Annotated in this window: 20 protein-coding genes; 7 read left to right on the top strand and 13 right to left on the bottom strand. The window is 66.1% G+C overall.

Annotation, left to right across the window (positions count from 1 at the left end; translation table 11 throughout):
• Window positions 1-14 precede the first annotated feature (14 nt).
• The 4 genes from ACQR1X_RS18455 to parC form a co-directional block, all read right to left on the bottom strand.
• A complete protein-coding gene (locus ACQR1X_RS18455) occupies window positions 15-1,289 on the bottom strand; it encodes an adenylate/guanylate cyclase domain-containing protein (RefSeq protein ID WP_434899329.1) in 1,275 nt (424 codons plus the stop codon).
• Between the two features lie 37 nt (window positions 1,290-1,326).
• Window positions 1,327-1,731 (bottom strand): arsenate reductase (glutaredoxin), encoded by a 405-nt coding sequence (gene arsC / locus ACQR1X_RS18460; protein WP_315805839.1) that lies wholly within the window; start codon window positions 1,729-1,731, stop codon window positions 1,327-1,329.
• A 44-nt stretch (window positions 1,732-1,775) separates the two neighbouring features.
• A complete protein-coding gene (locus ACQR1X_RS18465) occupies window positions 1,776-2,738 on the bottom strand; it encodes a cation diffusion facilitator family transporter (RefSeq protein ID WP_315805840.1) in 963 nt (320 codons plus the stop codon).
• A gap of 83 nt (window positions 2,739-2,821) precedes the next feature.
• Window positions 2,822-5,074 (bottom strand): DNA topoisomerase IV subunit A, encoded by a 2,253-nt coding sequence (gene parC, locus ACQR1X_RS18470; RefSeq protein WP_315805841.1) that lies wholly within the window; start codon window positions 5,072-5,074, stop codon window positions 2,822-2,824.
• 395 nt (window positions 5,075-5,469) lie between these two features.
• Here parC and ACQR1X_RS18475 point away from each other — a divergent pair, with 395 nt between their 5' ends.
• The 6 genes from ACQR1X_RS18475 to ACQR1X_RS18500 all read left to right on the top strand — a co-directional run bounded on the left by ACQR1X_RS18475 (window position 5,470) and on the right by ACQR1X_RS18500 (window position 12,041).
• Window positions 5,470-6,300, top strand: coding sequence for an alpha/beta fold hydrolase (locus ACQR1X_RS18475; RefSeq protein WP_316181554.1), 831 nt, complete (start codon window positions 5,470-5,472; stop codon window positions 6,298-6,300).
• Between the two features lie 834 nt (window positions 6,301-7,134).
• Complete coding sequence (locus ACQR1X_RS18480) at window positions 7,135-7,353, top strand: hypothetical protein (RefSeq protein ID WP_434893282.1); 219 nt, start codon at window positions 7,135-7,137, stop codon at window positions 7,351-7,353.
• A gap of 154 nt (window positions 7,354-7,507) precedes the next feature.
• A complete protein-coding gene (locus ACQR1X_RS18485) occupies window positions 7,508-8,719 on the top strand; it encodes an ABC transporter substrate-binding protein (protein WP_434847099.1) in 1,212 nt (403 codons plus the stop codon).
• Between the two features lie 10 nt (window positions 8,720-8,729).
• Window positions 8,730-10,463: an FAD-dependent oxidoreductase gene (locus ACQR1X_RS18490; RefSeq protein WP_434893283.1), complete on the top strand. Its 1,734-nt coding sequence runs from the start codon at window positions 8,730-8,732 to the stop codon at window positions 10,461-10,463.
• Window positions 10,460-11,221, top strand: coding sequence for an SDR family NAD(P)-dependent oxidoreductase (locus ACQR1X_RS18495; RefSeq protein WP_434893284.1), 762 nt, complete (start codon window positions 10,460-10,462; stop codon window positions 11,219-11,221). Before ACQR1X_RS18490 ends, ACQR1X_RS18495 begins: the two co-directional genes overlap by 4 nt.
• Before the next feature lie 31 nt (window positions 11,222-11,252).
• Window positions 11,253-12,041 carry an IclR family transcriptional regulator gene (locus ACQR1X_RS18500; RefSeq protein WP_434899330.1) on the top strand — a complete coding sequence of 263 codons (789 nt, stop codon included), beginning with the start codon at window positions 11,253-11,255 and terminating at the stop codon, window positions 12,039-12,041.
• A 3-nt stretch (window positions 12,042-12,044) separates the two neighbouring features.
• Here the strand turns inward: ACQR1X_RS18500 and ACQR1X_RS18505 are convergent, their stop codons facing one another.
• The 3 genes from ACQR1X_RS18505 to ACQR1X_RS18515 form a co-directional block, all read right to left on the bottom strand.
• Complete coding sequence (locus ACQR1X_RS18505) at window positions 12,045-12,668, bottom strand: glutathione S-transferase family protein (protein ID WP_434899331.1); 624 nt, start codon at window positions 12,666-12,668, stop codon at window positions 12,045-12,047.
• Window positions 12,669-12,779: 111 nt separating this feature from the next.
• A complete protein-coding gene (locus tag ACQR1X_RS18510; protein ID WP_434899332.1) occupies window positions 12,780-14,381 on the bottom strand; it encodes an FAD-binding protein in 1,602 nt (533 codons plus the stop codon).
• A gap of 1 nt (window position 14,382) precedes the next feature.
• Complete coding sequence (locus ACQR1X_RS18515) at window positions 14,383-16,044, bottom strand: acetolactate synthase large subunit (protein ID WP_434899333.1); 1,662 nt, start codon at window positions 16,042-16,044, stop codon at window positions 14,383-14,385.
• A 155-nt stretch (window positions 16,045-16,199) separates the two neighbouring features.
• Between ACQR1X_RS18515 and ACQR1X_RS18520 the strand changes: the two genes are divergently transcribed.
• The gene (locus tag ACQR1X_RS18520) at window positions 16,200-17,258 is read left to right on the top strand and encodes a LysR family transcriptional regulator (protein ID WP_316181916.1); all 1,059 of its coding nucleotides are present in this window, start codon (window positions 16,200-16,202) and stop codon (window positions 17,256-17,258) included.
• Window positions 17,259-17,279: 21 nt separating this feature from the next.
• Here the strand turns inward: ACQR1X_RS18520 and ACQR1X_RS18525 are convergent, their stop codons facing one another.
• From ACQR1X_RS18525 to ACQR1X_RS18550, 6 genes are all read right to left on the bottom strand, one after another.
• Window positions 17,280-17,687, bottom strand: a complete 408-nt coding sequence (locus tag ACQR1X_RS18525; protein WP_315803992.1) for an ACT domain-containing protein — start codon at window positions 17,685-17,687, stop codon at window positions 17,280-17,282.
• Between the two features lie 9 nt (window positions 17,688-17,696).
• A complete protein-coding gene (locus ACQR1X_RS18530) occupies window positions 17,697-18,683 on the bottom strand; it encodes a glutathione S-transferase family protein (RefSeq protein WP_434899334.1) in 987 nt (328 codons plus the stop codon).
• A gap of 154 nt (window positions 18,684-18,837) precedes the next feature.
• A complete protein-coding gene (locus tag ACQR1X_RS18535) occupies window positions 18,838-19,884 on the bottom strand; it encodes a DUF2278 family protein (RefSeq protein WP_315803994.1) in 1,047 nt (348 codons plus the stop codon).
• A 30-nt stretch (window positions 19,885-19,914) separates the two neighbouring features.
• Window positions 19,915-21,663 carry a phospholipase D-like domain-containing protein gene (locus ACQR1X_RS18540; RefSeq protein ID WP_434864195.1) on the bottom strand — a complete coding sequence of 583 codons (1,749 nt, stop codon included), beginning with the start codon at window positions 21,661-21,663 and terminating at the stop codon, window positions 19,915-19,917.
• 290 nt (window positions 21,664-21,953) lie between these two features.
• Window positions 21,954-22,694 carry a DNA repair protein RecO gene (gene recO / locus ACQR1X_RS18545; protein WP_434899335.1) on the bottom strand — a complete coding sequence of 247 codons (741 nt, stop codon included), beginning with the start codon at window positions 22,692-22,694 and terminating at the stop codon, window positions 21,954-21,956.
• Window positions 22,695-22,940: 246 nt separating this feature from the next.
• Window positions 22,941-23,321: a hypothetical protein gene (locus tag ACQR1X_RS18550; protein WP_315803997.1), complete on the bottom strand. Its 381-nt coding sequence runs from the start codon at window positions 23,319-23,321 to the stop codon at window positions 22,941-22,943.
• Window position 23,322: the final 1 nt, after the last annotated feature.

Here is a 23,322-nt window from a genome sequence, read left to right on the forward strand (position 1 = left end):
GGCATTGACGTGGGTCAAGGGTGCGACATCTCGTCCGCCAGGTAGTTCTCGTAGGCCCGCGTGGCCGAGGCGCTGCCGGCAATGTCCGGATCCAGCGTGAACAGATCCTGCGCGCGGCCGATGCCGCGCAGCGCGTAGCGCCCGGTCGACACCAGATAGCGCCGACCTTCGCCGTCGAGCCCCTCGCAGAATTCGGAGGATGCCAACAGTTCGCGATCGACCGAGCGGCACATCGAGGCGATGCGGCTGACCTCGTTGACGGCCGGTCCCACGACGGTGAAGTCGAGCCGGTCCTCGCTGCCGATATTGCCGTAGAACACCTCACCGACATGCAGGCCGACATAGGCCGAGGTGATAGGCCGTCCCTCGCCGGCGCGCCGTGCGTTCAGCTTCAGGATGTTCAGCCGAAAGCGATGCTCGGCGCGCAGCGCGGCGTGACGGGCCGAGGCCATGTCGCCGCCGGTGAAGATCGCCAGCACGCCATCGCCGATCAGCTTCAGCACGTCGCCACCGGACTCGTAGATCGCGTCGATCGACGCCTCCGCATAGTCGTTGAGCAGCGGGATGATCTCGTCCGGCGAGATGCTCTCGCTGATCGCGGTCGAGCTGCGCAGGTCGGAGAACCACAGCACGGCATTGATGCGCTCGGTGACACCGCGGGAGATGCGGCCGCGCAGCACCTGCTCCGACGCATCGCGGCCGAGATAGACGCGGCCAAGGGTTCGCACGATGTCGACCTGCTGCGCGGATTTGATCGTCAGCGCGAGCAGCGGGACAAGGTCGCGCAATGCGCCGACCTGCGTGTCGGTGAAGCCGCCGTCACGCCGCGTCAGCCAGTTCGAATAGAAGCAGTCCATCTGGCCGAGCGTGCCGGCTTCGCCGAACCGGTGCACGAAGGCGAGATAGTGCCGATGCCCCTGTGCGGTAAGCTCCTCGATGATCGGAAAATCGAGATGCGCACAATTCAGGAAGTCGATGCTGAACTCGTCATGGCCGTTCTCCAGCATGTGGTGGAAGACCGAGCGCCGCCAGTTCTGTGCCGCCTCTCCCTCATTGCTGGAGCCATATTCGAAGCTGTCGGCCTCGTTCGTGTCGAAATCGTTCCAGCGGAAGCCACGCCCCTCGAAGATCGGATGCAGCGTGTCGATGATCGCGAGGCTGCGTGACAATTCGAGTCCGGCCGCGCGGCAGCGCTTGCAGAAGCCGCGCAGGATCTCGTTTTCCGGCATGCCGGTCAGGCTCTGAGCCACGAGCCAGTTCGCCACTTCGAGACGGGTCGCCGTATCCATGGTTTCAACTCACCAACGCGTCACGATCCGGAAAGCTTCAGCCAGGCCGGCTCACCACCTCGCCGTCCTCCTTGGTGAAGGAGGAGACGGGATGATCGAGCAGGTCGAGCACGAGTTCGGACGGGCGGCAGAGCCGCGCGCCCTTGCTGGTCACCACGATCGGCCGGTTGATCAGGATGGGGTGCGCGAGCATCGCCTCGATCAGCTGGTCGTCGGTCCATTTGGGATCGCCCAGCCCAAGCTCGGCATAGGGCGTTCCCTTTTCGCGCAGCACGTCGCGCACCTTGACGCCCATCGCGTTGATCAGCGCGATCAGCTGCTCGCGGCTCGGCGGCGTCTTCAGATATTCGATCACCTCGGGCTCCTCACCCGAGGCGCGGATCATTGCGAGCGTGTTGCGCGACGTGCCGCAGGCGGGATTGTGGAAGATCGTCACGGGCATGGGCTGTCCAGTCGTTGCGTGCCGAGGGCACATTCGCGTACTGCTCACACCACGTCGGCGGGAGCGAGCTTGCAGGCGCAGCCATCGGCCTCGATCTGCAGGGTGGGATGCTGGATATTGAAGCGATGGGACAGCTCAGCGCAGACGCGATGCAGGAAGGCATCATCCGTTCCGCCTGCCCTTACCAGATGCGCCGTCAACGCGGTCTCGTTGGTGCTCATCGCCCAGACGTGGAGGTCGTGCACCTCGCTGACGCCGTCGAGGGAGGCGAGATAATCGCGTACCGCCGGCAGGGCGATGTCGCGCGGCACGGCGTCGAGCGCCAGATTGACGCTGTCGCGGGCGAGATCCCAGCCGCTCAGGAGCACCACGAGCGCGATGATCAGGCTGACCACCGGGTCGACCCACAGCCATCCGGTCCAGATCGTCACCAGCGCCGCGATGACCACGCCGAACGACACGGCGGCGTCGGCGGCCATGTGCAGGTAGGCGCCGCGAATATTGAGGTCGGTGTCGCGGCCACGCATGAACAGCATCGCGGTGGCGCCGTTGATGACGATGCCGAGCGCAGCCACCCACAGCACGGTCGTGCCGGCGACCTCGTCCGGATTGCGCAGGCGGTCGAAGGCCTCGACGGCGATGCCGCCGACCACGAGCAGCAGCAGGCCGGCATTGATCAGCGCGGCCAGGATCGAGGCGCGGCGATAGCCATAGGTGTGGCGGTCGGTCGGCCGCCGGCCCGACAGCCACAGCGCGCCCCAGGCCAGGAGCAGCGACATCACGTCGGAGAGATTGTGGACGGCGTCCGAGATCAGCGCCAGCGAATGCGCGGCATAGCCGAAGATGAGCTCGGCGATGACGAAGGCCGTGTTGAGCGACACGCCGATCGCGAACGCCGTGCCGAAGCTGGCGGGCGCGTGGCTGTGGCCGGCGTGGCCATGGGCGTGCGGGGAGCCATGATCATGGGAATGATCATGGTCGGGATGATGAGAATGCGAGTGCGCCATCCAACATGTCTCCGGGCGATCGCGCACCTCGCGATCGCCCGCTGTCTGATATAGACGGCCGCCGGACGGATACTATTACGTCGCTACTCGATCGGCCGGTTGAACTTGTTCGACTTCGGCAGGCCCTGCGCGATGCGGCCGGCATCGGCGCGGTTGCCACGGTAGTCGGCCAATTCCTTCCAGCTCAGGCCCTGGTCGCGGCCGGCGGAATCCTTCCAGGCGAGCCCCTGCTTCTGCTCGAACGTCGTGACGTCGGACAGCTGCGCGCTGGTGTATTTCTGCAGCCGGACGCCGCGGCCACGCGCCATCTCCGGCACCTGGTCGAGCCCGAACACCACCATCTTGTGGTTGGTGCCGATGACCGCGACCTGATCGCCCTGGACGGTGGTGATCGCGCGCGCTTCCGCCGGTGCGGTCACGTTCAGCACCTGCTTGCCCTTGCGGGTGTTGCTGACGCAATCCTCTTCCTTGACGATGAAGCCCTGGCCGTCGGACGCCGCCACCAGGAACCTGCGCTCGCCCTTGGTGACGAACATCGACACGATCGAGGCATCCTGGTCGAGATCGATGAACATGCGGATCGGCTCGCCATGGCCGCGGCCGCCGGGCAGCTTGCCGACGTCGAGCGAGTAGAACTTGCCGTTGCTCGCAAACAGCAGCACCTTGGACGTATTCTCGGCAAAGAACGCCTGGCCGAGCTGGTCGTCGGTCTTGAACTGCAGGTTCGAGAGATCGGCGACGTGGCCTTTCAGCGTACGCACCCAGCCCTTGTCGGAGACGACGACCGTGACCGGCTCACGCTCGATGAAGGCCTCCTCGATCGCGGCGAGGTCATGCTCGGGCGCGTCGGCGAAATTGGTGCGGCGCTTGCCGAGCGGCGTCTTCGGCCCGAACAGGTCGCGCACGGTCTTGACCTGCTCGCCGACCTTGGCCCATTGCAGCTGCTCGGAACCGAGCAGCGCGTTGATGCCCTTCAGCTCGCCGCGCAGGTTCTTGTCCTCGGTACGGATCTCCATTTCCTCGAGCTTGCGCAAGCTACGCAGGCGCATGTTGAGGATGGCCTCGGCCTGGACCTCGGTGAGCTTGAACGTCTTCATCAGGACCGGCTTCGGCTCGTCCTCGGTGCGGATGATCCTGATCACCTCGTCGATGTTGAGGTAGGCGATCAGGTAGCCGCCGAGAATCTCCAGCCGGTTCTCGATCTGCTTCTTGCGGTAGTTCGAGCGCCGCAGCAGCACGTCGCGCAGATGATCGAGCCATTCGCGCAGGCACTCGGCAAGCCCGACCACCTTCGGAATCTTGCCCTTGATCAGCACGTTGAGGTTCAGCGGAATCTTGCTCTCGAGGTCGGTGAGCCGGAACAGCGATTCCATCATCAGCGCGGGATCGACGTTCTTCGACTTCGGCTCGATGACGAGCCGCACGTCCTCGGCGGATTCGTCGCGGACGTCGCCGACCAGCGGCAGCTTCTTCTCGTTGAGCAACTCGGCGATCTTCTCGACCAGGCGCGACTTCTGCACGAGATAGGGAATCTCGGTGATGACGACGATCCAGGTGCCGCGGTTGCCCTCCTCCTGCTTCCACTTGGCGCGGACGCGGAACGAGCCGCGGCCGGTGGTGTAGGCCTCGATGATCGATTCCTTTGAATCGATCACGGTGCCGCCGGTCGGGAAGTCCGGGCCCTTCACCCAGCGCAGCAGCGCGCGCGACTTGGCGTCGGGCTTCTCGATCAGATGCAGCGCGGCGTCACACAGCTCGGCGGCGTTGTGCGGCGGGATCGAGGTCGCCATGCCCACCGCGATGCCCTGCGCGCCGTTGGCGAGCAGGTTCGGGAAGCCGCCGGGCAGCACCACCGGCTCCTTGGACTGGCCGTCATAGTTCGGCCGGAACTCGACGCCGTCCTCGTCGATGCCTTCGAGCAGCAGCCGCGCGACGTCGGTCATGCGCGCTTCGGTATAGCGATAGGCCGCCGGATTATCGCCGTCGATGTTGCCGAAATTGCCCTGGCCGTCGACCAGCGGATAGCGCGAGGAAAAGTCCTGCGCGAGGCGGACCATCGCGTCGTAGATCGCCTGGTCGCCATGCGGATGGAACGAGCCCATCACGTCGCCGACGATCTTGGCGGACTTCTTGAACGCGGTGCCGGGATCGAGCCGCAGCAGCCGCATGCCGTAAAGGATGCGCCGGTGCACCGGCTTGAGGCCGTCGCGCGCGTCCGGCAACGCCCGGTGCATGATGGTCGAGAGCGCGTAGGCGAGATAGCGCTCCTCCAGCGCCTCGCGCAGCGCGACCTCGTGAATCTCCGCCGGCTCCGGCGGAATCAGTGATTTTCCCATTAGCGTTGAGCTTTCAGTGGGTTAGCCCAGGAGCTTGAGCTGAATTGAACGATTTGGGAACACGCTTTATGCGATGACGCGCCGGGGCGCAATGACGGCCCTGCCCGGTTCCAGGAGGAAAAACCGGGTGTCCGGCCGCGGAACCGCAAAGCAGCCCGCAAATCATGCAGGTCATGCGCCGCCGACGCATGCCGCTACGCTCAGGATTGGGCAGCCATCGCGCGTCCCGTTGAGATGCAACGATGTCGCACACGAGTCTGTGTTGCTGAGATCGTCACCCTCCGTCGCTAAGGTAGCAGCGGACATCCTTGGTTGCGTATCGACGCGACGAGGAGCGCCATCACGCCGCGCCTTGAACGCGGCAGATTCCATCCAGTGAGAAAGGCAGACATCCCATGAGCTCAGGATTCGTGACGACATCGGACGGCACGCAGATCTTCTACAAGGATTGGGGCTCGGGCCGGCCCATCGTCTTTCATCATGGCTGGCCATTGTCGTCCGACGATTGGGACGCGCAGATGCTGTTCTTCCTCGACAAGGGCTTTCGCGTCATCGCGCATGACCGCCGTGGCCATGGCCGCTCGAGCCAGACCGAGACCGGCAACGAGATGGACACCTACGCGGCCGACGTTGCGGCGCTCGCCGCCAAGCTCGACCTCAGGGACGCGGTTCACGTCGGTCACTCCACCGGCGGCGGCGAGGTCGCGCGCTACGTGGCGAAGCACGGCAAAGGCCGCGTCGCCAAGGCCGCCCTGCTCGGCGCGGTGCCGCCGGTCATGGTCAAGTCCGACAAGAACCCCGGCGGACTGCCGATCGAGGTGTTCGACGGCTTCCGCGCCGCGCTCGCCGCCAATCGCGCACAGTTCTTCCTCGATATTCCGACCGGCCCGTTCTACGGCTTCAACCGCGACGGCGCCAAGATCTCCGAAGGCGTGATCCGCAACTGGTGGCGCCAGGGCATGATGGGCGGCACCAAGGCACACTATGATTGCATCAAGGCGTTCTCGGAAACCGACTTCACCGAGGATCTCAAGGCGATCGACGTGCCGGTGCTGCTGATGCATGGCGAGGACGACCAGATCGTCCCGATCGACGACTCCGCGCGCATCGGCATCAAGCTGCTGAAGCATGGGACCTTGAAGACCTATCCCGGTTTCCCGCACGGCATGGCGACGACGCATGCCGACGTGATCAATGCGGACCTGCTGGCGTTCATCAAGGGGTAGCTCGCGCTCTGGTGAATGAGCAGCCGGAGGCCGGTGAGGCGACAGACCTCACGTCTTGCACGTCATGGTCGGGCTTGTCCCGGCCATCCACGTTGCACCGCGCACGCCGAACGACGTGGATGCCCGGGACAAGCCCGGGCATGACGAGTGCGTGGCAGCTCCTCGTCCACCATCGCTTCAATGCCTTTGCTGAAGACATGGTCAAACCTTCTCGCGACGCGATCAGCGTCCGAGCTATCACATCGATCACCCTCTCCAATCAGAGGGCGCAGGGAAGGCCGGACCTCGACTGAGGCCCGTGGCCCGCCTGCGAAAAAAATGCAGGCGGCAGGTACCACAGGTCAGCCGGACGACCCGGCCCTCCCTGCGCGATGGGCTTACGATTTATACGCAGTCTCCCCGGTGTCCGGGCTTGTTAGCCACCGTCGTCAGCGCGATGCCTGAGGCATCCATCGCCGGCTTGACGCCAGCATCGGGGCGCCAGGACGCTGCGATTTCATCGTCCTGCCGGACTCGTTCGTCCACGCGCATAGAGCACGCTGCGATCCGACAGGCCACCGCTCCCCGCCTCGCGTATCGTGACGATCGCGCGTAACGCCCCTTCGGTGAGGCGGGATGGGCGGAAGCATCGTCCTGATTTGCCCGACGACACAAGCTGATCGGCCTGCGGCAGATTGGCTCGACGGGCAGTTTGCGCATGGCAGATCAGCGATTCTGCTGATCCGAAGCTCGGAAGAGCCGGAACCGGAGCCGCGGCTGGCGCGTTGCCGACAACATCAACACGCGTTGCGTCAACCGATTTTCGACTGAAGCCCCTGCTGCGGACAGTTCTGCATGAAGGATTTTTCAGACGCTGCGTTTTCGCCTGATGTCATCGTGCTGATGACGCAGGCCCTCGACGGTGCCATCGCCGCGCTGCCCGAGCCGGTGAGCTCGACCCATGTCACCCTGCTTGCCGAATCGGTGCTGCGTGCCGCCAAGACCGGAGAGCGGGATCCTGCCGCGATGCAACGACTGGCGCTGCTCGAATTGCAGATCATGCCGCGCGTGTAGGGCGCATCGCGCTCCCCAGCCGCCATCCGATATCCGCGACGACCTCCACAGTCGTTGTGCGCTGCATCGCACCCATTCGTAATTGACAAACTAATTCGTCAATGTCTAACTCGCTGCCACCGCCGACAGAGCGGGGCAAACGGGGAGGATCTTCATGCGACGGCAGTGGCTCGCCTGCGCGTTCCTGGCAACGACGTCATTCATTGCGACCAACGCATCGGCTCAAGTCTCCGACGACGTGGTGCGGATCGGCGTGCTCACCGATCTCTCGAGCTGGGGACGCGACAACAGCGGGCCGGGCTCGGTCGAGGCGGCGAAGATGGCGGTCGAGGAATTCGGCCCCACCGTTCTCGGCAAGCCGATCGAGATCATCAGCGCCGATCACCAGATGAAGACCGACGTCGGCACCACGGTCGTGCGCGACTGGTTCGACAACGGCAAGGTCGACGCCGTCGTGGACATCCCCAACTCCGGCATCGCGATTGCCGTGCACAACATGGTGCGCGAGCGCAACAAGATCGCGCTGCTGTCCGGTCCGGGCGCGAGCTCGCTCACCGACGAGCTGTGCAGCCCGAACACCGTGCATTTCACCTACGACACCTATGCGCTGTCGAAGGTGACGACCTCCGCCGTGATCGGCCAGGGCGGCAAGTCCTGGTACTTCATCACCGCGGACTATGCCTTCGGCCAGCAACTGGAGAAGGACGCGACGCGCTTCATCAAGGAGCTCGGCGGCACCATCCTCGGCGGCGTCAAGCATCCGACCAACACCGCCGATTTCTCCTCGTTCGCGCTGCAGGCGCAGAGCTCGAAGGCCGACGTCGTCGCCTTCGCCAATGCCGGCCAGGACACGGACAACGCCATCAAGCAGTCCGGCGAGTTCGGCCTGGTCAAGGGCGGCCAGAAGCTGGTCGGTCTCCTGATGTTCGACACCGACGTGCATGCGATCGGGCTCGAGGCGGCGCAAGGCACCTACATGACGACGGCGTCGTACTGGAACATGGACGATGCCACCCGCGCCTGGTCGAAGAAGTTCTACGCCCGCGCCAAGGTGATGCCGACGATGATCCAGACCGGCGTCTATGGCTCGGTGCTGCACTATCTCAAGGCGATCAAGGCGGCCGGTACAGACGATCCCAAGGCTGTCATGGCGAAGATGCGCGAGCTGCCGATCGAGGATACCTTCGTTCACGGCGGCAAGCTTCGCGAGGATGGTCGCGTCATCCGCGACATGTATCTCGCCCGCGTCAAGAAGCCGTCGGAGTCGAAGGAGCCGTGGGACTACCTGGAGATCGTCAAGACCGTAAAGGGCGAGGATGCGTTCCGGCCGGTCTCCGAATCCAAGTGCCCGCTGCTGAAGAAGTAGGAGCGCGCGCATGAGCGGAGCAGATCACCAGGCCGGCGAAACCCATGATTGCGACGTGCTGGTGGTCGGCTCGGGCTGCGCCGGGCTGTCGGCGGCGGTCACCGCCGCCCAGGCCGGGCTGAAGGTCGTCGTCACCGAGAAGGAGCCGCGCTTCGGCGGCACCACGGCGCGCTCCGGCGGCTGGCTGTGGATTCCCGGCACGTCGCTGGCCAAGGCCTGGGGCATCGACGAACCGCCCGAGCTGGCGCGCAGCTATCTGCGCCACGAGGCCGGCAACAGCTACGATGCGGCGCGGGTCGACGCGTTCCTGAGCAAGGGCCCGGAGGCGGTCGACTTCTTCACCAGCAAGACCGCGCTGAAGTTCGACATGCCGCTGACCTTTCCGGACTATCACGCCGAGGCACCGGGCGGCACGCAAGGCGGCCGCTCGATGGTCACGCGGCCGTTCGACGGTCGCGAACTCGGCGACCACATCAAGGATCTCGGCCAGCCGCTGCCCGAGCTCACCGTGTTCGGCATGATGCTCGGCTCCGGCAAGGAGATCATCCATTTCATGCGCGCGACCAAGTCGCTGGCGTCAGCGTTCTACGTCGCCAAGCGGCTGTCGAAGCATGCGCTGGACGTGCTGCGCCACGGCCGCGGCATGACCTTGACCAACGGCAATGCGCTGGCGGGGCGGCTCGCGAAGTCGGCATTCGATCTCGGGATTCCGCTGTGGCTGTCGTCGCCGGTGGCCGAGCTGATCCGCGACGGCGAGGCCGTGCGCGGCGCCGTGGTGATGCGCCAGGGCCGACGTATCCGCGTCAATGCGCGGCTCGGCGTGGTGCTGGCCTGCGGCGGCTTCCCGCATGACGTCGACAGGCGCAAGGCGATGTTTCCGCATGCGCCGACCGGACAGGAGCATGTGTCGCCCGGCCCTGTCGGCAACACCGGCGACGGCCTGCGGCTCGCGGAAGCCGTCGGCGGCCGGGTCGAGGATGGCCTGCCGCATGCGGCGGCCTGGGTGCCGGTCTCCGTCACCACGCGCAAGGACGGCAGCAAGGGCGTGATGCCGCACTTCATCGACCGCGCCAAGCCGGGCGTGATCGCGGTGACCGCGGATGGCGTGCGCTTCGCCAATGAAGGCAACTCCTACCACGACTTCGTGCAGGCGATGGTCAAGGCGGCCAAGCCGGGACGCGAGATCGCGGCCTGGCTGATCACCGACCACCGCTCCTTGCGCCGCTATGGCCTCGGCTGCGTGCCGCCGTTCCCGATGCCGCTCGGGCATCATCTGAGCACCGGCTATCTCAAGCGCGGCGCGACGCTGGCCGAACTCGCGAGCACGACGGGCATCGATCCGCGGGGGCTCGAAGCAACCGTGGCCGCGTTCAACGCCGATGCCGCGCTGGGCCAGGATCCCACGTTCGGCAAGGGCTCGCGCGCCTACAATCGCTATCAGGGCGACGCGCTGCATGGGCCGAACCCGTGCGTGGCACCGATCAAGGACGGGCCGTTCTACGCGATCAAGATGGTGATCGGCGATCTCGGCACCTATGCCGGCATCCGCACCGACGAGCATGCCCGCGCGCTCGACGCCCAGGGCCAGCCGATCGAGGGGCTCTATGCCGCCGGCAACGACATGGCGAGCATCATGGGCGGCAACTATCCGGGTGCCGGCATCACGCTGGGACCGGCGCTGACCTTCGGCTACATTGCCGGTCGGCACCTCGCGGAAAGCGCGGGCCAAAGGAGCGCCGCATGAGCGACCATCAGATGTTGGCCGGAAAGCTGGCGCTGGTCACCGGCGCCGCCAATGGCAATGGCCGTGCGATTGCGCTGGGACTCGCGGGCCGCGGCGCCGATGTCGTGATCACCGACATCGACATGGAGGGTGCGGAGCGCTGCGCCGCCGAGATCCGCGGCCATGGCCGCAAGGCGTGGGCCTACAAGCTCGATGTCACCGACGCCGCAGGCTGCGCGGCATTGGCCGCGCAGCTACGCGCCGAGGTCGGACCGATTTCCATTCTCATCAACAATGCCGGCATCATCATCCGAGAGAATATCGACTCGCCGCGGGCCGCGCAGAACTGGCAGCGGGTGATCGACGTCAATCTCAACGGCGTGTTCAACGTCACCTACGCGTTTCTCGGCGCGTTGCGCGCGACGCGCGGCACGATCGTCAACATCGCTTCCGTCGCCTCCTTCATCGGCATCAGCAACACGCTCGGCTACTCGCCCTCCAAGGGCGGCGTGAAGTCGCTGACCCAGGCGCTGGCGCGCGAGCTCGCCGCCGACGGCATCCGCGTCAACGCCATCGCGCCCGGCGTGATCGCCACCGCGATGACGGAGACGACCCGCAACGATCCGGAGCGGCTCGCCGGCTTCATGAGCCGCACGCCGCTCGGCCGCGTCGGCCAGCCGGAGGAGCTCGCCGGCCCAGTGGCGTTCCTGGTCTCGGACATGGCGTCCTACGTCAACGGCGTGACCCTGCCGGTCGACGGCGGCTTCCTGGCGGTGTAGGCACGGCGCCGAACCAGGGGCACAACAAGACATGGGACGAGAGAGCCGCGGCATCCAATCGATCGAGGTCGGCGGCACCTTGCTGCAGGCGCTGGCGCGCAGCGGCGAGCCGATGATGCTGCGCGACCTCGCGCGCGAGGCCGGGCTGCCGCCGGCCAAGGCGCATCCCTATCTCGTCAGCTTCTCGCGCATCGGTTTGATCGAGCAGGACGAAACCACCGGACGCTACGAGATCGGCCCGCTCGCGCTCGAGCTCGGCCTGATCAGCCTGCGGCGACTGTCGGCGGTGCGGATCGCCACTCCGAAGATCGCGGCGCTCGCCGGCGCCATCGATCACGCGGTCTCGCTCGCGGTGTGGGGCACCAATGGCCCCACCGTGGTGCGGCTGGAGGAGCCGAGCCATCCGGTGCACATCGTGATGCGCGTCGGCTCGATCATGGCGCTGCTGGAGACGGCGACCGGCCGCGCCTTCGCGGCGTTCCTGCCGCCGAAGACGGTGAAGGCCGCGCTCGACGCCGGCCTCGACCGTCTCGGTGTCGGCTACAATCCGAAGCGCGCACTGAGGAGCCCGAAAGTGGCGGAGATGCTGGCCGAGGTGCGCGCGCAGGGCCTGGCGCGCGCCGTCGGCGATCCCCTGCCCGGCGTCAATGCCTTCGCCGCGCCGGTGTTCGATCACGCCGGTCACGTCGCGCTGGTCATCACCGCGATGGGACCAGCCGGCACCTTCGATGCCGACTGGCAATCGCCGCTCGCCAACCGCCTGCGCGCCTGCGCGGCCGAGATCTCCAAGCAGCTCGGCCACGGCATCGCGCAGCCGTGAGCCTCAGGCCGCGACCGAGCGCTTCTCCGGCCACGGCTCGGCCCACGCCGGCAGCCGCATCAGCCCGTCGAGCCAGCGCACGATGTTCGGAAACGTCTCCATCGGCATCTCGGCCTCGCGCCAGTCGGTCGCCATCGAAGCGGCCGCGAAATCGGCGATGGTGAGCCGGTCGCAAGCAATGTGGCTATGCGACCTGAGATGCGCGTCGAGCACGGCGGCGAACGTCTTCAGGTTCGGCACCTTCGCGACCAGCGCGGCACGGTCCGGCGCACCGATCCCGAACGTCTTCTTCACGATGTGCTCGAAATAGAACGGCCCGACCGCGGGCGCCCAGTGGCAATCGGTCCACGCCAGCCAGCGCAGCACCTCGATCTGCTCCTGCGGATCGCGCGCGGGCCACATGTCGCAGCTCTCGCGGATGCAGAGGTGCGCCATGATGGCGGTCGACTCCCACAGCACGGTCTCGGCGTCGACCAGCACCGGCGCCTTCATGTTGGGATTGAGCGCGGCATAATCCGGCGTCTTCATTTGGCCGGTGATGTCGATGAACTCGGCCGGGACGCCGAGATGCTTCACCAGCGCCAGCACGCGGCGCGGCGCCTGAGCCTTGATCCAGTAGATCTTCATGACGGGTCTCCCTCTCCTGTGCCTCGAAGACGAACGTAGCAGCACCGGATCGACAGTGACCGAGCAATAATTCAGCGGCGGTTCCGCGGACTCGTACGGTTCCCGTAGCCGTCACATCGCGCGCACCGCCGCCCGTGCGGTGAGAATGCAACCCGGCAGGAACGTGCCTTCCAGCGAGCGCTTGCCCGAGGCGCCACCGCCGCCGAAGCCGGCGGCTTCGCCGACCGCGTAGAGGCCGCCGATCGGCGCGCCCGTGGTGTCGAGGACCCGGCTCTGCAGATCGGTCTTGAGGCCGCCGAGGCTCTTGCGGGTGATGAGTTGCATATGAATGGCGATGTACGGCCCGGCGCCCGGCGCCTGCAGCGGCGCAGGCTTGCAGGTGCGGAGCTTGTCCGGCCCCCATTGCCGCGCATGCAGAATGCGGCGCAACTGGTCGTCGTTGTGGAGCTTGTCGCCATTCCCAAAGTTCGCGTCGAAGGCGTCGGCGGTGGCCTGGAGCACCTCCGGCTTCACGTCGCCGGTGCCGGTCAGCGCATTCATCTTGGCGGCGAGGCCAGCCAGCGTCTCGTCGACCAGGAAATGCCGGCTCTCGCGCTGCATCTGCCGCACCAGGCGATGATTGCCGAGCAGCGTCTCCTTGAGGAACATCGGCATCTGCCGGTCGCGGATGCGCGGATTGTGCTCGGCGCCGGAGATGGCGAATTCCTTGGCGGCGATGCGCCAGTTCAACAGATGCCACGTATACGGCTTCTCCTGCGCCGCGACGCGCTGGCACAGATCATGGGTGTCGAAGCCGGTCACCAGCGGCTCGGGCCCGATCCGCTCGCCGCGATGGTCGAGCCACAGCGCCGATTTGCACGGCACCAGCGACAGGCCGTGGCCGTCGAAATGCGGAAACGGATGCGGGATGCCGGCGGCGTAGTTCCACATCTCGCCGGCATGCGTGATCTCAGCGCCCAGCGCCTCGGCCGCAAGGTGATGCAACTTGCCGTCGGAGAACGGATGCGCGCCATTGAGCATCGCCGCCGGCAGCGGCCGACCTTTGACCCAGTTGGCGCGGGCCTCCGCGTGGCTGCCATTGAGACCGCCCATCGCCAGCACCGTCAGCGGCGCCGCGATGCGGATTTCCGCGCCCGTCTGCTCGTTGACGGCAACAACGCCCGCCACGGCGCCGCCGGCGCGATCGAGGCTGACGACGCGATGACGGTGCAGCACCGTCAGCCTGCCGCCACTGTCGGCCGCGCGCATCGCCGCGATCATCACGCGCGTCAGCCGCTGCGAGGTGCCCCAGACGATGTGATAGCGCGGCAGCGCATTGCCGTCACCCTGCCGGCCGCGCTCGACCCAGTTCACGGCCGGCATGAAGGTCACGCCATGCGACAGCAGCCAATCGTAGACCCCGGCGCGCGAATGCTCGACGTAATAGCGCGCCCATTGCAGCGGCCAATGCTCGGCCGCGTCGAGCTCGCCGAACCTGATCCAGTCGCGCAGCGCGATCTCGGGCGTATCCGGGATCTTCATGCGCGCCTGCAACGGCGTGCCGATCAGCGCCATGCCGCCGAACGCCCACAACGCCAGCCCGCCGAACCGCTCCGGCGTGTCCCTGTCCACGATGGTTACCGACTTGCCGGCGCGCAGTGCCTCCAGCGCGGTGACGATGCCGGCGAGACCGCCGCCGGCGATGACGAGGTCGGATTGCAGCGTCGCGCTCATGTCACGGCGCGATCTTGCGCTTGAGCATCCGCGCCACCGGCAGCGGGACGCGGTCGAGCGATCCCAGGAGATGCGGCAGGAGCTTCAGCTTGAGGCCGGTCAGCGCCGGCGGCACCATCGCCTCGATCAGATGCGGCCCCGGCCGTGCCAGCGCCCCCTGCAACGCGCTGGTGAATTCGTCCGGCGTGGTGACGCGGGTCGATCGCACGCCCATGCCGTCGGCGATCTGTGCGAATTTCAGGACCGGCCCGTGCAAATCGAGCTGCGCCCGCGCCTTCGGTCCGATCTCCTCGGCGCCGACCCGCTCCAGCTCGACATTGAGCACGGAGTAGGAGGCGTTGTTGAAGATGATGGCGGTGACGTTGAGCCGCTCGCGCGCGATCGTCCACAGCGACTGGATCGTGTACATCGAGCTGCCGTCGCCGATCAGCGCGATTACCGGCCGGTCCGGACAGGCGATCGCCGCGCCGATCGCGTTCGGCAACCCCTGCCCGATGGCGCCGCCGGTCAAGGTGATCAGATCGTGGCGCGGCGCGCCCGCGGTGAACTTCGACAGCATCAGGCCGGAGCTGATGGCCTCGTCGATGATGATGGCGTTCTCGGGCAGGAGATGACCCACGGCCTTGCAGACCTTTTCCGCGGTGAGCTTCTTGCCGCGCGGACGCCCGGGCCGCGAGGCCGGTGACAATGCCGGCGTGGCGCTGTTGGCCTCCAGCGCGGCCGCAAGCTTGACCAGGCTGCCCGCGGCGCATTGCGCCGGCGTCGACAAGGTCAGCACCCTGCAGCCGTCATGCGGCAGATAGCTCTTCTTGCCGGGATAGGCGAAGAACGACACCGGCGCCTTGGCGTCGACCAGGATCAGGGTGTCGATCTCCTTGAGCTGGATCTGCGCCATCTCGGCGAGATAGGCGATGCGCTCGACGGCCGGCAGGCCCGCTCCCCGCTGCATGCGCGTCGGAAAGGTCTCGGCGTAGACTTTCACGCCGCAGGCCGCCGCGATGCGCGCGGCCGCCAGCAGCGACTCCTCGTGCAGCGCGGTGCCACCGAGCAGAAAAGCGCTGCGGCCGCCCGATTTGATCGCCTCGGCGACCGCCTGCACGGTCGCATCGTCGGCGGCCGCCGGCGGCTCGATCACCGGCGCCGGCTCGGCGACGCCGCCCTCCCCCCAGGACACGTCGGCCGGCAGGATCAGGGTCGCGACCTGTCCGGGCCAGGAGCACGCCGCCTTCACGGCCGCCACCGCGTCGCGGCACAATTCCGACGTCACCTGCGAGGTCCAGACGAATTCCGGCGAGACGTTGCGCGCGACGGTCTCGATGTCGGACTGGAGCTGCGCGTCATACGGGACATGGTAGGTGGCGTGGTCGCCGACGATGTTCACGACGGGCACCTTGCCCTTGCGCGCATTGTGCAGATTGGCGAGGCCGTTGCCGAGGCCGCAGCCGAGATGCAGCAGCGTTGCCGCCGGCGTGCCGGTCATGCGGGCGTAGCCGTCCGCCGCGCCGGTCGCCACGCCTTCGAACAGGCACAGCACGGCGCGCATCTCCGGCGCGGAATCCAGCGCCGCGACGAAATGCATCTCCGAGGTGCCGGGATTGGTGAAGCAGACCCGAATGCCGGAATTGACCAGGGTCCGTATCAGAGCTTGCGCGCCGTTGGGCATGAGAAAAGCCTGTTGCCGGGAGACTGCCGCAGCGCGGGGCGACTTGGCCGGCCCCGCCATGGCATTTCCCCTGTTTGTATTTGCGCCATTTTGGAATTGACGGTCTCAGAAATCCAATGAATTGTTATGGCTGGATCAATGATTTCGGCTCATCGATGTACACCCCCACCCTGCGCCAGCTGCAGCAGTTGGTCTACCTCGCGGAAGAGCGGCATTTCGCCCGGGCGGCCCAGCGCGCCCACGTCACGCAGTCGGCGCTGAGCCGCAGCTTGCAGACCTTGGAGGACGCCGCCGGGATGCGGCTGTTCGACCGCAGCTCGCGCTCGGTGGAGATCACCCCGGTCGGCGAACGGCTGGTGGCACGGGCCCGGTCGCTGTTGTCTGGCGCCGACGATCTCGGCCGCGAGATGCGCCTGCTCCGCTCGGGAGATGCCGGCGAGGTGACGGTGGGCGTCGGCGCCTTCACCGGGCTGACGCTTCTGCCGGATGCCATGGCGCGGCTGTATTCGGAGCACCCGTCCGTGCGCATCATCGTGGTGCAGGACAATTGGCGCGCCCTGATGGAGGTGCTGCAGCAAGGCAAGCTCGATTTCTTCCTCGCGCACATCACCGACATCCGCGCCGACGACAGCCTCGACATCGAGCCGCTCGGCGGCCTTCCGGGATACTTCTACTGTCGGGCGACTCATCCGTTGGCGCGCCGACGGGAGCTTTCGGCACGCGAACTTGCCGGCCAGCACTTCGCCTCCGTTGCGCTGCCGCCGGAATTCAGCAGGCGCTTGGAAGCGCTCATCGCTGCGCCGGAGGGCCGCGGCTTCGACGTCGCGCTCGAATCCGAGAACGCGAGCCTGCTGGTGCAAATGGCCATTCGCTCCGACATCGTGCTCGTCGCGGGCGACGCCGTTCTCACCCACGAGCTGGCCTCCGGTCAGTTGATCCGCCTCAACGTGGCCGAGCTGAAAGAGCCGCGCGCATCGGATCTGCTGATGGCGCAGTTCGGCATCCTGCGGCTGAAGGGGCGGACCCCGTCGCCCGCAGCGATGATGTTGATGGACCTGGTGCGCGCGCAGGCCGAGCGAACGCTGATCGCGCCACGCCGGCCTCCGGCCCCCCGCGCCGCGCGTGACACGAAGCGGTCGCCGGCCACGACACGCAAGAAACCGAGTGGACTCCGGCGAGGCCGATCGCATCACGTCGGCAGAAGCAAAGCCTGACTGATCGTCGTCCTGCCATCGCTAGGTGGCGGCGCTGCGAGACAGCTCATGCAAGAGTAGCACGGCTTCCTTGCCTCGTGCTTCCGGCACGAACAGATGATCGTGGTGAAACGCCGAGACCGCGTTGACGCTGATGCCGGCGGCCGCGAGCTTCGTCGTCACCGCGGCAAGGAAACCCACCGCATCAAGCGCTGATAGCACCGAGAGCGTGATCAGGCGCGAGGCGAACCGGCAGGGCAACCCTGCCCGCTCTGCTTCCTCGCGCCGCACGATGAGCGTGATCGCTTCGCGCTCCCGGAACAGCATGAGGGGCGTCAGCCCGGCCGGGATGTCCTGATGCGTGTCGACAGTGCAGAACACGAAAACGCCGTCCTGCAGCTCGGGAGCCATCGTGCGCAGCAGCGTATCGAGGTTGCGTTCACCCGCCATGGATCCTCGTCAATTCGTCGCCAGGCGCTCGCGCCCATGCGGCGCGGTGAAATCCTGCCGCGGCCCGACCGGGACGATGCCGGTCGGATTGATGGTGCGATGGCTCTCGTAATAGTGCCGCTTGATGTGCTCGAAATTCACTGTCGCGGCGATTCCCGGCCATTGGTAGAGATCGCGCGTGTAGGCTGCGAGATGCGGATAGTCGGCGATGCGACGGATGTTGCACTTGAAGTGGCCGACATAGACGGCATCGAAGCGGATCAGGATCGTGAACAGCCGGATGTCGGCCTCGGTCAAGGTGTTGCCGAGCAGGAAGCGGCGCGCCGACAGCCGCTCCTCCAGCCAGTCGAGCGTGGCGAACAGCGGGCCGATCGCCTCCTCATACGCCCCTTGCGTGGTCGCGAAGCCGCATTTGTAGACGCCGTTGTTCAGCGTGTCGTAGACGCGCGCATTGATGGCGTCGATCTCGTCACGCTGGGCTTGCGGATAATAGTCACCTTGCCTGGCGCCGACGCCGTCGAACGCCGAGTTCAGCATGCGAATGATCTCGGACGACTCGTTGTTGACGATGGTGCGCTTCTGCTTGTCCCACAGTACGGGCACGGTGACGCGGCCGGAATAATGCGGCTCTGCGGCGGTGTAGACCTGGTGCAGAAGGCCGGCGTGATTGACGCTGTCGGCCACGACGCCCGGACCCTCGGCAAAGGTCCAGCCCTGCTCGCGCATCAGCCAGTGCACGACCGATACCGAGATCATGTCATCGAGCCCCTTCAGGGCGCGCATGATCAGGGTGCGGTGAGCCCACGGGCAGGCCAGGCTGACATAGAGATGATAGCGGCCCGCTTCGGCCGCGAAGCCGCCGGTGCCGGACGGGCCCGGACGGCCGTCAGCCGTGACGAAGCTGCGGAATGCAGAATCCTTGCGGATGAAACGGCCGCCGGACGCCACCGTGTCGTACCAGACGTCGTGCCATTCGCCGTCGACCAGCACTCCCATGACGCTCTCCTCTCACGCCGTGACCTGCGCGGGGGCGCAGCAATGTGCCGCCCTCTTGCCTTGGCCCTTACGTGACAGGAGTACACGTCACCCCGCCTCTGCGCCAGCAGAGAGCCCACGCTTCGACGAGACGGCTCCGCCGCGCGACACGCGGTCACGACTGGAACGGGATGGTGCGGCCCGGCTGCGCCGCCTGTTCCCGCGTATAGGAGACGCCGTGCACCTTCACGCCTGCGGCATTCAACAGCGTGATGATGCCGCCCCGGTTCGACAGCGCGACCGGCGCGACGATGGGCACCACCAAGGTGGCGCCGCGCGCGATCGTGCCGCTGAGCTGCATGGCGTTCTTCTGCTTGTCCTTGATCTGCCAGCCGGTGAGATCGACGTCGACATCGGCGGTGTTCAGCAGCGTGACCGTCTCGTGCTCCGGCGTGCGCACGTCGTTGACATAGGCCGCGATGATCCGCACCAGCCCGTCGGGCACGTCGAGCGGCGGAATGTGGTCGCGGTCGGGCGGCGTATGCGGCGCGTTCGGGTGATCGGGATCGGGCGGCAGGATGACCCCGCCGCTGACATCGTCCGAATGCCAGGCCTGGGTCTGGAACTTCAGGAAGATGGCGACCCATTGCTGCTGGTCGGGAAACTCGAAGATCAGTCCACCGTCCTGCCAGGGACCGTTGTCCCCGGCGTATTTGCCGGCCGGATTGCCCTGGTTGAAATGGATATCGTGGATACCGCGGCCGGGCTTGAAGCCGAAATAGCGGTCGGCCTTCTCCTCCGGTCCCCATGCGACGCCGAAGGCATAAATGAGAGCCGTCTCGTCGGACATGGCGCGCTGAACGTAGGCGTCGATTTTCTCGTTGAGATCGTTGTCGGGGCCCGCGGCCGACAGCGGCAGCGGCTTGAGCTCCCACGGCTGCATCAGATTGCCCCGGATGAAATCGAGCGCCACGCCGCCGGGCTTGCTCTCCAATGGATGCAGCCCCTCCGAAAACGCCTTCAGGCCGTCGACGATCGGGTGTTCGAAGCGCGAGCGGACCAGGAACTCGACCTCGCTGCCATCCTGGGAGCGGACATTGATGGCGATGCGATAGAGCTCACCGTCGGCGGAGACCTGCACCTGATAGTGCGGACTGCTTCCCGACGCCAGACGATTGTTGATGGGCCGACCCTTGAGAAGCGAATAGTCGTTCAATGGCATGGTCGTCTCCAACTCTGTCCGTAACGATATCTAGGACGAGAACAGCAATCGATCGCGTTCGGCCTGCGAGCCGTCGACGTAGAAGCGCTCGAACCAGGCCGGCTTGCCGGACAACGCCGTCGGCTTGCGCAGCGTGATCGCCGCAGGCGCGGACGCGGAGCGCTGCCGCTCGGACTTGCCCTTGAACGCGTCGCGCATCCGGTTGCGAAACTGCAGGTGATCGAACACGCGGGTGGCCTCGATCGCATAGGAGGTGGCGATCTTTCTGTCCTCGATCATGATAAGATGGTCACCGTTGCCCTTCTCTCCGCTCGGCGAGAAGTTGCTCGATCCGGTGAACACTTTCGCGGTCGGCAGGCTGAAATCGGTCACCAGGAATTTGTGATGGATGTTGCGGCCCTTGCCGCCGGACCATTCGCTGCGGAACGGCTCCGGCGCCTTGCTCGCGAGATAGGCGAAATCGACGAGACCGATCGAGCCGTCGGGCTTGCGCAGCTCCAGGGCGCCGCGCTTGTCGACCGTGCCGTAGCTGAAGATCGGCCGCTCCATCACGCGGTCGAACGCGTCCTTGGTCGGACCGTCGCCGAGCTGGCTCAGAAACGCGACCGAGTAGAACACCGACGAGGTGGCCTGATCGATCGCGGCCCGGATCGGATTGAGCGAGAGATCGGTGGCCTGGTGCGGCGAGAAGCAGAGCTGTACGGTCGGCTTTCCCTCGGTATGGACGGCGTGCCACTTCTTGGAGAAATCATTCTTCCGGAAGACCGAGGGGTCCTCGAAGGCGATATCGAACATCTCGCCGAACAGCCCGGCGACATCAGGCGAATGAAAGACCAGCATGTTGTTGGCCTGAATATAGAGGCCGCGGAAGGTGAAATTGGTCGAGCCGCACAGCACCTTCTCGGGCTTGCCGTCGCGGCGCGTGATCAGGACCTTGTTGTGCTGGAGGTTGCTGAAATGCGTGCGCAGCACGGCAGCACCCGCCTGCTTGAAGCGCTTGGCGCTGCGCGACTCCGCGCTGCCCGGCAGCTTGTGACTGTTATCCTTGGCATTGGAATCGTCGATGATCGCCCGCAGCCGCGGACCGAACTGCTCGAGCTGGCCGATCACATCGGGCTCGTTGAGGTCATAGGCCATCACGTCGAGCGTGAGCCCGGGATCCGCCAGGGCCTCTTTCAAGAAGCCGAACAGGAGGTCGTAGGCCTCGAACCCCAGCCACTCATAGACGCTGTCGCCGGCCTCGTTGGTGAGGTCGAGCTTGTCGAAGCCCGGCCCGTCGCGGCTCTCGACGGGAATGATCTCGGCATTGTTGCCGAACTGATCGCGATAGGCCTGAGACGAGGCGAAGTTGCGGGTGAAACCGACGTCGACCAGGCCGTCATAGGTCACGGCGCTCTGCGTGATGTCGAGCGTGAGGCTGGTCCCCGCCACCAGCGTGCCGTCGTTGCGCATGTGCTGCTTGGCGACACGATACGTATAGACTCCATCCTTGGGCCTGTAGGGAAAATGGATCCAGCGGAATTTCTGGAACGGCGCCTCGGTCGACGGGAAATTGCGGTTGCCGTCGACCGCCGCGTCGGCCCCGGCCGGGTAGGAAAACGCGATCCTGTTGCGCAACTGAGAAAAATCCCGTGCGCCCGGCGACTTCACCTCGATCGAGAATCCGACCAGGTCGGGTTCGGGCTCGGCAACGTCGAAGCCGATCATCGTCATGCGCTCGCCACGCCACAGCTTGGACGTGAACCCGTTGCTGGATTTGCGGTTCTCGAAATCGCTCATGATCGAAATGCCCCACGATGATGAAAAAAGGCGCGCACGAAACGCATCTCGTCGAAGGGCTGTAATCTTCGCCAGGACCCGCGGCCGACGCAACCTCAAAATGATCTGAGAACTATCATCAACCAGGATTGTTGCATGATCCTGCGTCGGTCGTGTGAAGACGGATGTGAATGACGTCACAATCGGAGACGGTATCGGGATCAGCTTTGCCGCGATGCCCGTGGTGTCGTCAGTCTCGACGTTGGCGAACGAGCGCGCGGGCACATGACGACGAACGTCGAAAACGAGCCCTATCGCAAGGCGGGCCTTGCCCGCGTCACCGCGTTGATGAAGCCCTCGCGGGCGTCGGAATGGCCCTGCCCGCGCGGCTCCAGCACATGACGCAGAAGGAACAGGCCGGTCAGCCGGAAACCGTCGAGCAGATCCTGCTGCGACCAGCCATCGCCCTGCTCGCCCTCGCGCAGGAAGGGCGGCAACGGCAGCAGGCGGTCGGCCCATGGCGCGCCGGCCGTGCGCGACACCGCGCCGCCCGACTTCGGCGATACGTAGATCAGGTCCGAGGTCTCGCCGGTCGCAGCGCAGGAGTCGAGATCGAGCCCGAAGCCGAGTTCGGCGAGGATCGCCAGCTCGAAGCGCACGATGTGGACAGCGGCGCAGCCCACATCCTCGAAATCATCGAGCGCATGTTCGAGCCGCAGATACACGTCTTCGTGCGGATCGCGCTCCGGCAACAGCCGGGCCAGCGAGGCAAGATGCGTCACGCCGTAGGCGCCGTGTTGCGCGGAGATCAGCCCCGCCGCCCGCAAGGTCAGCGCGTCGATGGCGTACATGCCGAGGTGCTCGTCGAGCCGCGCGCGCCAGGTCGCGCGCACCGTGTTGCCCGGCTGCAGCACCGGCCGCATGCGCTTGCCGCTGGCCCCGCGCACGAGACCGAGATGCCGGCCATGCTCGCGGGTCAGCAGCTCGACGACAGCGGAGGATTCGCCGTGCCGCCGCACGCCCAGCACGATGCCATCGTCGGTCCATTCCATCTCACGAGCCGCCCAAATGATTCCACACGCGCTTGCCTCCTAGTGCCGGCCGCGGGTGGACAATCAACGTAGCTTGTGCGCGCTGCCGCCACAAAACTCGTCATTGCGAGCGCAGCGAAGCAATCCAGAGTCGGATCGCAGCCCTGGATTGCTTCGCTGCGCTCGCAATGACGTCTTGGTGGCCTTCTGCGCTAGCCCCCAACCTTGGTGGGCGCGCCGCGCTCTACGGCCCTTACGGTCAAAGCGTCACGCGTTGAACCAGCCGCGCGCATCGCCCGTGAACGAGTAGTACAGACCCATCGTCGTCAGCGCGCAGGAGATGACCTCGATGCCGGCATCGAGCGTCATGCCCTTCTGGCCGATCACCTGCACCAGGGAGATGTCGGACAGCACCAGCGCCCCCAGCAGCACCCAGCGCGGCCAGTTCCTGCGGCGCTGCGCCGCCAGATAGACGAAATAGAACAGCAGCAGGATGACCACCCCGTTGAGCACGGTCTGCGCGGTGATCATGTCCTCGGTCATGTCGAAGGTCGGCGTCCGGTCCGACACCGCAACGGACAGCGCGTCCAGCATCAGCGAGATGTAGAGCAGCACTTCGAACCACAGCACGTTGCGCGGCACGCTCATT

This window comes from Bradyrhizobium sp. HKCCYLRH3073 (genome assembly GCF_051167995.1).
Classification (GTDB): domain Bacteria; phylum Pseudomonadota; class Alphaproteobacteria; order Rhizobiales; family Xanthobacteraceae; genus Bradyrhizobium.